At 63.9% G+C, this 11,991-nt stretch carries 10 protein-coding genes; 4 read left to right on the top strand and 6 right to left on the bottom strand.

The window, feature by feature from the left end:
* Window positions 1-80: 80 nt before the first annotated feature.
* Window positions 81-1,613: an acyl-CoA carboxylase subunit beta gene (locus IF10I1_RS17800; RefSeq protein ID WP_050474744.1), complete on the bottom strand. Its 1,533-nt coding sequence runs from the start codon at window positions 1,611-1,613 to the stop codon at window positions 81-83.
* Between the two features lie 207 nt (window positions 1,614-1,820).
* Here IF10I1_RS17800 and IF10I1_RS17805 point away from each other — a divergent pair, with 207 nt between their 5' ends.
* From IF10I1_RS17805 to IF10I1_RS17820, 4 genes are read left to right on the top strand one after another with little or no spacing between them, the layout of a single operon-like run.
* On the top strand, window positions 1,821-3,245 hold the full coding sequence (locus IF10I1_RS17805; RefSeq protein ID WP_019965835.1) for a circularly permuted type 2 ATP-grasp protein: 1,425 nt from the start codon (window positions 1,821-1,823) through the stop codon (window positions 3,243-3,245).
* A 5-nt stretch (window positions 3,246-3,250) separates the two neighbouring features.
* Window positions 3,251-4,195, top strand: a complete 945-nt coding sequence (locus tag IF10I1_RS17810; RefSeq protein WP_094462893.1) for an alpha-E domain-containing protein — start codon at window positions 3,251-3,253, stop codon at window positions 4,193-4,195.
* A gap of 36 nt (window positions 4,196-4,231) precedes the next feature.
* Window positions 4,232-5,047 (top strand): transglutaminase family protein, encoded by an 816-nt coding sequence (locus IF10I1_RS17815; RefSeq protein WP_050474680.1) that lies wholly within the window; start codon window positions 4,232-4,234, stop codon window positions 5,045-5,047.
* Between the two features lie 40 nt (window positions 5,048-5,087).
* Window positions 5,088-5,819, top strand: coding sequence for a proteasome-type protease (locus IF10I1_RS17820; protein WP_186394028.1), 732 nt, complete (start codon window positions 5,088-5,090; stop codon window positions 5,817-5,819).
* A 588-nt stretch (window positions 5,820-6,407) separates the two neighbouring features.
* Here the strand turns inward: IF10I1_RS17820 and IF10I1_RS17825 are convergent.
* The 5 genes from IF10I1_RS17825 to IF10I1_RS17845 all read right to left on the bottom strand — a co-directional run bounded on the left by IF10I1_RS17825 (window position 6,408) and on the right by IF10I1_RS17845 (window position 11,943).
* Entirely contained in the window at window positions 6,408-7,184 is a 777-nt protein-coding gene (locus tag IF10I1_RS17825) for an ATP12 family chaperone protein (protein ID WP_186393742.1), read from the bottom strand.
* Window positions 7,184-7,864: an HAD-IA family hydrolase gene (locus tag IF10I1_RS17830; protein ID WP_186393743.1), complete on the bottom strand. Its 681-nt coding sequence runs from the start codon at window positions 7,862-7,864 to the stop codon at window positions 7,184-7,186. Before IF10I1_RS17830 ends, IF10I1_RS17825 begins: the two co-directional genes overlap by 1 nt.
* Window positions 7,865-7,982: 118 nt before the next feature.
* A complete protein-coding gene (locus IF10I1_RS17835) occupies window positions 7,983-8,984 on the bottom strand; it encodes an RluA family pseudouridine synthase (RefSeq protein ID WP_094462999.1) in 1,002 nt (333 codons plus the stop codon).
* A 177-nt stretch (window positions 8,985-9,161) separates the two neighbouring features.
* A complete protein-coding gene (gene crcB / locus IF10I1_RS17840; RefSeq protein ID WP_162544281.1) occupies window positions 9,162-9,545 on the bottom strand; it encodes a fluoride efflux transporter CrcB in 384 nt (127 codons plus the stop codon).
* Between the two features lie 4 nt (window positions 9,546-9,549).
* A complete protein-coding gene (locus IF10I1_RS17845; protein ID WP_186415457.1) occupies window positions 9,550-11,943 on the bottom strand; it encodes a patatin-like protein in 2,394 nt (797 codons plus the stop codon).
* Window positions 11,944-11,991: the final 48 nt, after the last annotated feature.

Here is an 11,991-nt window from a genome sequence, read left to right on the forward strand (position 1 = left end):
CCGGCTCGCGCTCCGCTTGGCCGGGGTGACTCAGTGCCTGCGGCCAGAGGGCGAGCCCCATTAGGGCTCGCGTCTGTTGCTCAGAGCGGAATGTTGTCGTGCTTCTTCCAGGGCAGCTCTTCCTGCTTGGAGCGCAGCAGGGCGAGCGCGCGGGAGACGCGTTTGCGGGTGGAATGGGGCATGATCACTTCATCGATGTAGCCGCGCTCGGCCGCGACGAAGGGATTGGCGAAGCGGTCCTCATAGTCCTTGGTGCGCTTGGCGATCTTGTCCTTGTCGGAGAGCTCGGAGCGATAGAGGATTTCCACCGCGCCCTTGGCGCCCATCACCGCGATTTCGGCGCTCGGCCAGGCGTAGTTGATGTCGCCGCCGATGTGCTTGGAACTCATCACGTCATAGGCCCCGCCATAGGCCTTGCGGGTGATGACGGTGATTTTCGGCACGGTTGCCTCCGCATAGGCGAACAGCAGCTTGGCGCCGTGCTTGATCAGCCCGCCATATTCCTGCGCCGTGCCCGGCAGGAAGCCCGGCACATCGACGAAGGTGACGACCGGAATGTTGAAGCAGTCGCAGAAGCGCACGAAACGGGCGGCCTTGCGGCTGGCGTCACTGTCCAGCACTCCGGCCAGCACCATCGGCTGGTTGGCAATGATGCCCACGGTGCGCCCTTCGAGGCGGCCGAAGCCGGTGATGATGTTCTTCGCAAAACCCGCCTGGATCTCGAAGAAATCCCCCTCGTCCAGCGTCTTCATCACAAGCTCCTTCATGTCGTAGGGCTTGTTCGGATTGTCCGGCACCAGCGTGTCGAGGCTCATGTCGATGCGGGAGGGATCGTCATGGCAATCCACCTCCGGCACATCGGCCAGATTGTTCATCGGCAGGAAGTCGATGAGGCGGCGCATTTCCAGAAGCGCCTCAACATCATTCTCGAAGGCGCCGTCCGCGATGGAGGACTTGGTGGTGTGGATGCTGGCACCGCCCAGTTCCTCGGAGGTCACCGTCTCGTTGGTCACGGTCTTCACCACATCCGGGCCGGTGACGAACATGTAGGACGTATCGCGCACCATGAAGATGAAGTCGGTCATGGCCGGAGAATAGACGTCACCGCCCGCGCAAGGGCCCATGATCAGCGAGATCTGCGGAATGACGCCGGAGGCGGTGACATTGCGCTGGAACACCTCGCCGTAACCGGCCAGCGCTGCCACGCCTTCCTGAATGCGCGCGCCGCCGGCATCGAACAGGCCGATGATGGGCGCGCGGTTCTTCAGGGCCATGTCCTGGATCTTGATGATTTTTTGGGCATGAGTCTCGGACAGGGAGCCGCCGAAGACCGTGAAGTCCTTGGAAAAAACATAGACGACACGGCCATTTACGGTGCCCCAGCCGGTGACGACGCCATCGCCCGGGATATGCGCCTCGTCCATGCCGAAGTCCGTGCAGCGGTGCTGCTTGAACATGTCGAATTCCTCGAAGGACCCTTCGTCCAGCAGGATGTCGATCCGCTCGCGCGCCGTCAGCTTGCCGCGCCCGTGCTGGGCGTCAATGCGGCGTTGCCCGCCTCCCAGCCGCGCTGTCTCGCGCCGGTGCTCCAGTTCGGCCAGGATATCCTTCATCATCCGCCTCTTCAGAAAAAAACATCTGCCGCAGGGTCTACCACGTCAGGGCCAAAGACGAGAAGTCAGCACAAAGAAGGACCTTTGCCGTCAACGCCGGGAACATTGCACAACTTCTAGGCACATGAGCGTGAAGATTGTTCTTTTGCAGCCTGCGCGGATTTGCCATGCTTGCCTAAATGAACAGCAATAACGGCGGGGTACGGAATGGCGCCAGAGCGGGAGGTCTTCAATGAGATGCTGGGGGCAGACGGGCGGCCAAGGCCGGCCTACGCAAGACTGGCCGAATGGCTCGACAGCCAGCCGAAAAACTTCCTGACGCGCAAAAGCCGGGAAGCCGAAACAATCTTCAGGCGCCTTGGCATCACCTTTGCCGTCTATGGCGCCCAGGAGGCGACGGAACGCCTCATCCCCTTCGACCCCATCCCGCGCATCATCTCCGCCGCCGAGTGGCGCCGCCTGTCGGCCGGCATCGAGCAGCGCGTGCGTGCCCTCAACGCCTTTCTGCATGACATCTACCACCGGCAGGAAATCATCCGCGCCGGGCGGCTGCCGGCCGAACTGATCCTGCAGAACGATGCCTTCCTGCCGGAAATGGTGGGCTTTACCCCGGCCCGGCGCGTCTATTCGCACATCATCGGCACCGATCTGGTGCGTGTCGGCGAAAATGACTTCTACGTGCTGGAAGACAACACGCGCACGCCCTCCGGCGTCTCCTACATGCTGGAGAACCGGGAGACCATGATGCGCATGTTCCCGGATCTGTTCCAGATGCACCGGGTGGCGGCAATCGAGCAATATCCGGATCTTCTGCGCCAGACGCTGGAAAGCGTTGCGCCCGATACGACGCGCAAGGAGCCGACGATCTGCATCCTGACGCCGGGCATCTACAACTCGGCCTATTTCGAGCACGCTTTCCTCGCCGACCAGATGGGCGTGGAGCTGGTGGAAGGGCGCGATCTTTTCGTCGACAATGGCAAGGTCTGGATGCGCACCACGCGCCAGCCCAAGCAGGTGGACGTGATCTACCGGCGCATTGACGATGCCTTCCTCGATCCCCTCACCTTCCGCCCGGATTCCATGCTGGGCGTGCCGGGGCTCTTCGATGCCTACCGGGCGGGCACGGTCACCATCTGCAACGCGCCGGGCACCGGCATTGCCGATGACAAGGCAATCTATGCCTATGTGCCGGACATCATCGAGTTCTACACCGGCCAGAAGCCGATCCTGAACAACGTGCCGACCTGGAACTGCTCGCGGCCGGACGACTTTGCCTATGTGCTCGACAACCTCGCCGATATCGTCGTCAAGGAAGTGCATGGCTCGGGCGGCTACGGCATGCTGATCGGCCCGACCGCGTCCAAGCGCGAAATTGCCGCCTTCCGGGAGATCCTGAAGGCCAATCCGAAGAACTATATCGCCCAGCCGACCCTGTCGCTGTCTGCCTGCCCCACCCATGTGGCCTCCGGGGTTGCCCCCCGCCACGTGGACCTGCGCCCCTATGTCCTGATCGGTGATCAGGTGCGGATCACCCCCGGCGGGCTGACCCGCGTGGCGCTGAAGAAGGGCTCCCTGGTCGTGAATTCGAGCCAGGGCGGCGGCACCAAGGATACCTGGGTTCTGGAGGACTGATCATCATGCTCGGCCGCACAGCCGCCTCCCTTTTCTGGATGTCGCGCTACAAGGAGCGCTCCCACAACACCGCACGCCTGCTGGAAGCGGCATGGCGCACCGCCATGATCCCGCAACAGGGCATGAACGAGGCCGAAGACTGGCGCTCGGCGCTGGCAGGCTCGGGCTGCGAAGCGGCCTTCATGGAGAAATCCGGCGAGGTGACCTCGCGCGCGGTGACGAATTTCATGCTGTTCGACAAGGAGAACCCCTCCTCCGTCCGCAACAGCCTGGAGATGGCCCGCAACAATGCCCGCGCCGTGCGCACCGGCATCACGTCCGAACTCTGGGAGGCGATCAACACCACCTGGATCGAGTTCAGCGACGTCAAGCCCCACACGCTGGCGCAGGACAAGCTGCCGGAGTTCCTCACCTGGATCGGCCAGCGCGCCATGCTGTTTCGCGGCGCGCTGCTGGGCACGCTGCTGCGCGACGACGGTTATTCCTTCTCGCAGCTTGGCCATTTCGTCGAGCGGGCTGACCATACGGCCCGGGTGCTGGATGCCAAGTACTGGATCCTGCTGCCCGTCACCGACATGGCCGGCAAGGGGCACCATCACCAGTGGTCCTCGATCCTGCGCGTCATGTCTGGCCTCAGAAGCTACCGCTTCGCTTTCCCCAATGCAGAGCTGAAAGCGGCCAACATTGCCGAGTTCCTGATCCTGCGCCGGGAGATGCCGCGCTCGCTGGCGCACAGCTACGACTGGCTCAACAGCACGATGAATGATCTGACCGCTTATTACGGCGAGCAGATGCCGAGCGCTCCCCTCGCAGGCACGATGCAGGAACAGCTCAGGACCGGGCACATGCGGGATATCTACAGCAAGGGCCTGCATGAGTTCCTGGTGGACTTCACCCTCCGGAACAACGCTTTCGCCGATCGGGTCGCCCGTGATTACAATTTCGCCTGACCGAAGAAGAAGGCCGAAGCCAGGAGACAGCATCCGATGCGCCTGACAGTCCGCCACACGACGCATTACCGTTACGACACCCCGCTTGCCAATGCGATGCAGCAGCTGCGGCTGACCCCGCCATCCTGCGCGGGCCAGACGATCCTTGACTGGCGCATCGAGGCGCCGGGCATGGACCGGGCCACCACCTACCGGGATGCCTTCGGCAATCTGGTGCATATGGTCTCCAGCCGCGAAGCGCTGGAGGCAGTCACCATCACCGCCTCCGGCACGGTTGAGACCACCGACCTCAACGGCGTTCTGGGTGAGGAACCCGTGGAGACGCCGGTGCGGATCTACACCCGCGTCACGCCGTTGACAGAGGCCAACAACGCCATTCGCAAGCTCTCCGGCCTGCTGACGCCGGAAGACCAGATCGGCGGCTGCCATGCCCTGATGCATGCGATCCGCGACAAGGTGGCCTACAAGGTGGGGGTCACCGAAACCCACGCCACCGCCATTCAGGTGCTCGCCGCCGGGGAAGGCGTGTGCCAGGACCATGCTCACATCTTCATCGCCGCCGCCCGTGCGGCCGGGGTGCCCGCCCGCTATGTCTCGGGCTATCTGCTGCTGGACGAGGATCAGGAGTCCGAGGCTCATCACGCCTGGGCCGAGGCTTATGTCGAGGGGCTCGGCTGGGTCGGCTTTGACGTTTCCAATGCGATTTGCCCGACCGAGCGCTATATCCGCTTGACGGCCGGGCTGGACTCGCGTTCCGCTGCTCCGATACGCGGCATCCGGTTCGGCGGCATGGAAGAAAACCTCAATGTCGAGGTTGATGTCACCCGCGCCGGAAGCCAGCAGCAACAATAACGGGCCGAAGCGGCCGGATGATGAAGCGGACCCCCCTGCCGTGACTTACTGCGTTGGCCTGAAACTTGACCGTGGTCTCGTCTTTGCTGCCGACACCCGCACCAATGCGGGTGTCGACAATATCGCCACCTTCAAGAAGCTGCATGTCTGGGAAGAGCCCGGCGAGCGTGTCTTCACCCTGCTGACGGCCGGCAATCTCGCCATCACCCAGTCGGTGGTGTCGATCCTGTCCGAACAGATCGCCTCGCCCACCCTCAACAAGACCAATCTGATGAGCGTGAACACCATGTTCCAGGCGGCCCGGCTTGTCGGGCAGGCCGTGCGGGATGTGCGGGCGCTGGATGGCGATGCACTGGCGGCAAGCGCGGAGAGCTTCTTCGTCACCTTCATCTTCGGCGGCCAGATCAAGGGCGAGGCGCCGCGCCTGTTCCAGATCTATTCGGCTGGCAATTTCATCGAGGCCACCGACGACACCATGTTCTTCCAGATCGGCGAGCACAAATATGGCAAGCCGATCCTCGACCGGGTGACCCGCCGCGACATGCGCCTTGGCGCTGCGGCCAAGATGGCGCTGCTGTCCTTCGATTCCACCCTGCGCTCGAACCTGTCGGTCGGCATGCCCATCGACCTGATGCTCTACAACACCGACAGCTTCACCGCCCACCGCCAGAAGCGCATCGACCGCGACGATCCCTATTTCCAGGCCCTCTCCACCGGCTGGTCCAACGCCCTGCGCAAGGCCTTCACGGAAATTCCTGAATTCGAGATCTGAGGCGCCGGAAGCCGGACCGTCCCGGCTGTGCCTTGGGCATTCGGCCTTTCTTGCTGCGCCGTCCCGGCCTTGTGCCGGGACCTGTCAGGGACGTGTGGCAACAGATTGAAAACTTGAAGAATTTGACCGGAAGTGCGCCCATTACAGGCCCCGGCACAAGGCCGGGGCGGCGCGGAGTGTGGGGAGAGGCAGTGCTTTACTCTGCAGCTGCAAGTCCTGAAGCCGCAGCCCTACGCCCCCGGCACTGAGTCACCCCGGCCAAGCGTAGCGCGAGCCGGGGACCACTCGCTTGCAGAGCTTTCAAGTTTGTTCCAGCGGTGAGGCCGAAAGGCGAGCCAGTCCGCCGCGCCGCTCTGGTCAATGGCATCTCTCTGCGAGCGAGTAGACCCCGGATCTCCGCTACGCTCCGTCCGGGGCGACGCGGAGAGGGTGGTGAGCGGTGTTGCGCCGCTCACACACAGATTCAAGCGGTTGAGAAACTGATTCAACTCCGCGGCAATCAAATTCAACAGGCTCGAAAACTGATTCAACGTGCTGCGAACTTGATTCCGCTTAACCCCTCAACAAGCTGAAATAAAAAACTTTTTCCTATCCGTGACCAAGGATCAGCGCGGCGGCGTCGAACTCGGTCTTCTTGTAGGTGCGGATGCGGCGGGCCTCGGTGTCCTCGCCCCAGAGTTCGGCGTTCCAGTCCTCGTCCACATGAGCAGCGGCCCAGAGGTCTTCGGCGCCGTGGTTACGGCGGGCGAGAAGCAGGGCGATGACGGCCGAGCCGGTGACGCTGGTCACCGTGTGCAGGGCGGCGAGTTCCAGCGCGGAGAAACCATCCAGCGCCTTGCGGAAAGCCGCGACCAGCGCCTCGTCCTGCGGCACATGCATAATGCCGCCGGACAGGCGGAAACGCCCGCCGAGTTCGGCTTCAGCAGCCCCCAGCAGCGGGTCCCAGATCTGGCGCTGGCGTTCGGTCAGCCGCTCCGGCTCGCTGGCGCGGTAGCACAGGGCATCATTGCCGGCGTAACGGGCGATCTCGTCCGCGACTTCCGCAAAGCGGTCCCCGACCGCATCGATCGCTGCATTGGCGATACGGGTCAGCGGCATGATGCCGGGGTTGATCACCTTTTCCTGCGCGTGCCATTCGGCGGCAACTGCGGCAGCAAGTCTGGCATCGGGCAGGAGCAGCGGCTTGCGGCCCGGTGTCTTCACCGCGCGGCCATCCAGCAGCACTGCGTGGCCACCCTCAGCGGGAGCGGACGAAGCAGCATCATAGAAGCGCTTGGGCAGTTCCCGCCGTGAGAGCTCTTTGGCCCGCTCGACCGGATCATATTTGGCAAGGTCCGCGTGGATCTCTTCAAAGATATCGCGCATCAAAGGGTCTCCAGTGTCCAGCCGAGGCAGCGGGCAATCGCGCCATCGAGTTCGTCAAATTGGTCGATCACCGCATGGGCCCCTGCCCCATGCAGCAGGTCTGCCGTGTGATAGCCCCAGGACACACCGACGGCGAGCGCACCGGCGGCCCGGGCCATTTCCATGTCAAAGCTGGTGTCGCCGATCATCACTGTGCGCAGGGGCTCGGCGCCCGTCTCGCCCATGGCCCGCAGTACCATGTCCGGATGCGGCTTGGAGGGGCTGGTGTCGGCGGTCTGGATGGTGATGAAGCGGCCTTCCAGATCATGCAGTTTCAGCATGTGGTCCACACCGCGCCGGGCCTTGCCGGTGGCGATGCCCAGCAGCACGTCTTCGCGCGCGCCAAGGCGCAGGATGGCCTCGCGGGCGCCCGGATAAAGCGGATCATGATCAAGCCCCGCCGCGCGGCGGCTGCGCTTGGAGGCCCGGTAGGCCTCGGACATCATCCCCACCTTGCCGCGGTGACCGGGGCCCACCAGACGGGCGAAGGCCTGTTCCAGCGACAGGCCGACGATGGACAGCGCTTCCTTGCGGCCCGGCATCGGCAGGCCGGCGGCGGCAAAGCCGACCTCAAGCCCGTGCAGGATGGTCTCCTGGCTGTCGATCAGCGTGCCGTCGCAGTCAAAGATCACAAGATACATGGGCAGGCAGGGTCCTCATACCAAGTCTTTTGATGCTGACGCATCACGCCTTGAAGTTGCTCATGCGCCGCACGGGCTTGACCAGGTCTCAATGAGCGAGGCTCATCGAGACCTGGTATCAGTCTTCCTCGTCCAGCTCCGGAACATAGTCTGCTACGTCGAAGCCGAGCAGGTTCCAGGTCTGCTGCATGTGCGGGGGCAGCGGCGCGGAGACGTCGATCTTCCCGTGACCCGATGGGTGCGGAATGATGATGCGCCGGGCCAGCAGGTGCAGGCGGTTCTGGATGCCGCCGGGCAGCTCCCAGTTCTCCACGTTGAAATACTTGTCGTCCCCGATGATCGGGTGATGAATGTGGGCGGCATGAGCGCGCAGCTGATGGGTGCGGCCGGTCACCGGCTTCATGGTCACCCAGGACAGCTTCTGCGCCGACTGCTCCACCACATTGTAGAGCGACACCGCGTGCTGGGCCTCGTCCTCGCCATGACGGGCAATGCGCATGCGCTCCTCGCTCTCGTCACGGGCGAGATAGGTGGAGATGCGGCCCTGCTTCGGCTTCGGCACGCCGGCCAGCATCGCCCAGTAGATCTTGCGGGTGTTGCGGTGGCGGAAGGACTTGGTCAGCTCCTGCGCGGCAAGGCGGGTCTTGGCGACGAGGATGATGCCGGAGGTTTCCCGGTCCAGCCGGTGCACGAGGCGGGGCTTGTTGCCCTTGCTGTCGGTGAAGGCATCCAGCATGCCGTCGAGATGGCGGCGCAGGCCCGAACCGCCCTGCACGGCAAGACCAGCGGGCTTGTTCAGCACCATCACCATGCTGTCCTCGAACAGCATCATGTCCTCGATGGCCTTGCGGTCGTCATCGATGAGCTTGGTGGACTTCGGCCGGGCGTTCTTGCGGTCGTCCGCCTCGATTTCGATGCCGAGCGGCGGGATGCGCACGCTCTGGCCGGAAGCGAGGCGGGTGGCGCTTTCTGCGCGCTTGCCATCGACGCGCACCTGACCGGTGCGCAGCAGCTTCTGCAGGTGGCCGAAGCCAAGGCCCGGGAAATGGACCTTGAACCAACGGTCGAGGCGCATGCCAGCCTCATCGGCGGACACGGTCTTGAGTTCAATAGCGGACATATGGGTCTCGTTCTGGCGCTTGCCCGGCTTGGAGCGGGTATCCGGGACGGCCAACGCGGCACGTCAAACCGGCCCGGCAGGGCGCAGCTGTTGTTGTGCTCCTCTTAAGCGTCCTTGGCCCGCAAGGGAAGAGATTTCGCATCCCGGACGCGTCACAAGGCCCGAAAGGCCAGAGTTTCAGGCTCCGACACTGCGGGCAATGGCGAGACCGGCAAAGACCGCGAGGATGGACAGGAGAACCGACAGGACCACATAGAGCAGCGCCAACTGCACCGCCCCCTTCTCCCACAGCAGCGCCATGTCCAGCGAGAAGGCGGAAAAGGTGGTGAAGCCACCGAGGATGCCGGTCGCCACGAAAAGCCGCAGCCCGGCCGAGGTGCCGGGATTGTAGCGCAGCAGCCAGCCAATGAAGAGGCCCATGATCAGCGATCCGGCCACATTCACCGTCAGCGTGCCATAGGGAAAATTCGGCCCGAACCAGCGCAGGGTCAGGAGGTTCATCCCGTGCCGGAGCGCCGCACCAATACCGCCGCCGAGCGCGACGATCAGAAAACTGCCCATTCTTTCAACCTTCCTGCGGAAGCGGCTCCTCCGCGTGCCTAACGCTGCCCGGGCCAATCCGTTCCTCGATCAGGCGCCTCACCGCTGGAATCAATGCAGGGTCCGCTTTCAGATGCGCGGCCTCTTCATCGACGATGGCCAGAAACAGGTTGCGCCTCAGCCTCTGCTCCTCTTCCGCCGCCAGCACACGGCTGCCGATGGAAGACTGGACGATGCGCATCAGCCGGTCCGCCGCCGTCAGCCGGCCCCAGAGATAGTCATGCTCGCGCCAGGAGCGGTTGAAGAAGGCGCCGAAGGTGTTGAGCGCCGATCCCTTCAGCACGAATCCCTCATCCAGCAGGGAACTGGCGTCCCGCGGGCTGATCCGGTCGATCAGCGTTTCGTTCACTTCCGAAAAATCCGTGCGCTGGAAAACGGGCAGCGTCACCAGATCATAGAAGGCAAAGCCCACATAGGCGCGCGTCAGATCCTGCCGCAGGCCCGGCACGAGGTAGGTGAAGGTCATCACCGCAAAAATATCATCCTGCAGCCGGTCGAGATCCCCCAGCCGCATGTGGGCACGGATCGCGGCAAGCGCTGCCTCTACCGCCTTCGGACTGTCCTCCGTGCCAAGTCCGGCTGCCAGCTCGCAAATGTCTTGCGGATAGGCCGCCGCGTTCCAGCAGCGCAGCAGCATGTCGATCTGTTCGTAAAGTTCGCGCTTCAGCGCATCCAGATCATCCGGCTTCTGCACCGCCACGTCATGGCTGCGGGACTGGTAGAAGCTGTTGAGGCGGCGCACCACGAAGCGCAGGCGGCGGATGCGGTAGTCGACATCCAGCCCCTTCAGCAGGCTGATCATGGCCTGCGAGGAACCGAAGTTGCCCGCCTCCATGGCCTCCGGCAGACCTGCCTTGAGACGGGAGAGTACATCGTCCAGATCAAGCTCTGCCCCTGCCCTCGCGGCCAGCTCGCAGATCAGCCCCGCCAGCCGCTCGGCCAGTGCCTCCACCTTCAGCGTCTGATAGCTGAGATAGGCATAGCCTGCCTGCACATGGGCGGCCTCGTTCGCCTTGACCCGGCAGCGGGTCAGTTCTTCGATGGTCAGCGGCTGAGTGGAAGCGGCCGGCAGAATGCGCCCGACCTCCGCCTCCACCAGCGGATCGGTGGCGGCAATCACCTCGGCAAGGCGCCGCGCCCGCCGGTTGCGCGCCTCGATGGCCTTGAGGTCATCCCCCACCGGTTCATTGCGCGGGATATGCGCAAGAGAGGACAGGATGACACGGAAGAAGCCGGGCACAGTGTCGCCATTGCCGTTCGGTCCCACGCCCTTGCCGTTGAAGGGCACCGGGTCCACATAGACCAGCCGCCGGGCGACTTCGCGGGTGGCGGGCCGCTCGTCTATCGCCTCGATCACCGGGCCGAAGGGCTTGTTCATCACCACGCTGCCATCAACAAAGCAGCGCCGCTCCACATCTTCGACTGACCCGCCGATCGTGCTGCGCAGGAACTCCTCCCGCGTTTCCCAGGTCTCGCTCCGCTCTGCCAGCAGCCTGTCCATTTCCCCAACGGTTGCCGGAGGGAAAGCGCCGGGGAAGGAAGAGGTGGCGCGGGCGGCAAAGACGAGGCCGGGAATGTGGCGGGGCGTAAAGCTGCTGTCCAGAACGCCCGGCATGCGGTGATGACAGGAAAAGCGCAGAATGCGCCGGTGCTCGCGCTCCTCGATGAAGGCCGGTTCATCAATGTGGATGCGCTGCCGGCGGCCGTAATAGTCGGTCAGGGTGACGAACAGCTCCAGCTTCTGTCCGCGCGGCACCAGCGTTGCGCCCTCGCGCCAGCTCGCATCCATGGCGTGGCAGGCATCCAGCATCCAGCCGCAATAGCGCGAACCGGAAAACGGCGGGGTGAACCAGCGCGACTGGGTGAGCAGACGCAGCTTGTCACGGGTCTCCGGGCTGTCGATCTGCGCCTTGAGACCCGAAGTGATCAGCCGGTCGATCACCGGCGACATGCCACTCTTGAGGTAACGGGTGATGCCGTCCTGCGGCTGGGCCAGGCGCGTCACATCGGCGTTCTCAAGCCAGAGGTCGCGGTGGGCATCGAGCGGCAGATCATGGGCAATGGCACGGGCGAGCATCACCCCGTTGACGCCGCCTGCCGATGCCCCGGCAATGGCATCCACCACCACGCGGACATTCACGTCAGGCTCATAGGCCCGCAGCAGGTCGAGATAGGCCAGTGTGGACGGCGACAGCGTTCCGGCTGCCGTCTCCTCCGCCGCTTCCTGCGGATCGCGCGAGGCATTGAGGCTGGAAGCCTTGACGAGATTGAGGACTTCGCGGCTGACACCATGCATGTAGATGGCAAGGGAAACGCCGCCGTAGAACACGAGCGCGAGGCGGATCTCGATCTGCTTCATGGGCGAATCCCCGGACCGACAGGCCGCCAGCATCGCGCAGCCGCCCTC

It is taken from the genome of Pannonibacter sp. I15F10I1, from assembly GCF_900185665.1.
Lineage (GTDB): Bacteria > Pseudomonadota > Alphaproteobacteria > Rhizobiales > Stappiaceae > Pannonibacter > Pannonibacter indicus.

Excerpts from the sequence above, each read along its gene's own strand:
- crcB (WP_162544281.1), bottom strand. The coding sequence starts at position 9,545 with ATGGGCAGTTTTCTGATCGTCGCGCTCGGCGGCGGTATTGGTGCGGCG.
- IF10I1_RS17825 (WP_186393742.1), bottom strand. The coding sequence starts at position 7,184 with ATGCGCGATATCTTTGAAGAGATCCACGCGGACCTTGCCAAATATGAT.
- IF10I1_RS17810 (WP_094462893.1), top strand. The coding sequence starts at position 3,251 with ATGCTCGGCCGCACAGCCGCCTCCCTTTTCTGGATGTCGCGCTACAAG.
- IF10I1_RS17830 (WP_186393743.1), bottom strand. The coding sequence starts at position 7,864 with ATGTATCTTGTGATCTTTGACTGCGACGGCACGCTGATCGACAGCCAG.
- IF10I1_RS17835 (WP_094462999.1), bottom strand. The coding sequence starts at position 8,984 with ATGTCCGCTATTGAACTCAAGACCGTGTCCGCCGATGAGGCTGGCATG.
- IF10I1_RS17800 (WP_050474744.1), bottom strand. The coding sequence starts at position 1,613 with ATGAAGGATATCCTGGCCGAACTGGAGCACCGGCGCGAGACAGCGCGG.
- IF10I1_RS17805 (WP_019965835.1), top strand. The coding sequence starts at position 1,821 with ATGGCGCCAGAGCGGGAGGTCTTCAATGAGATGCTGGGGGCAGACGGG.
- IF10I1_RS17845 (WP_186415457.1), bottom strand. The coding sequence starts at position 11,943 with ATGAAGCAGATCGAGATCCGCCTCGCGCTCGTGTTCTACGGCGGCGTT.
- IF10I1_RS17815 (WP_050474680.1), top strand. The coding sequence starts at position 4,232 with ATGCGCCTGACAGTCCGCCACACGACGCATTACCGTTACGACACCCCG.